1 protein-coding gene is annotated in these 242 nt (G+C 33.5%); it reads left to right on the forward strand.

What is annotated here, in order from left to right:
• Positions 1 to 242: Tn3 family transposase (locus FS608_RS29920; RefSeq protein WP_144556163.1), on the forward strand; the 242-nt coding region annotated here is incomplete at both ends.

Here is a 242-nt window from a genome sequence, read left to right on the forward strand (position 1 = left end):
CCATTTTATCCCCTGTGGGGTTTGGGAAGCTGTTTATATTATTGATGGATTGCTAAAAAATAAGTCAGATATCCAACCTGATACGATTCATGCTGATACACAAGGCCAGTCTACTCCTGTCTTTGCACTTTCTTATCTATTAGGAATCAATTTAATGCCTAGAATTAGGAATTGGAAAGACTTAAAATTCTTTAGACCAAGCAAACATATTCAATATAAACATATAGATCCTTTATTTAGTG

This window comes from Bacillus sp. X1(2014) (assembly GCF_007678255.1).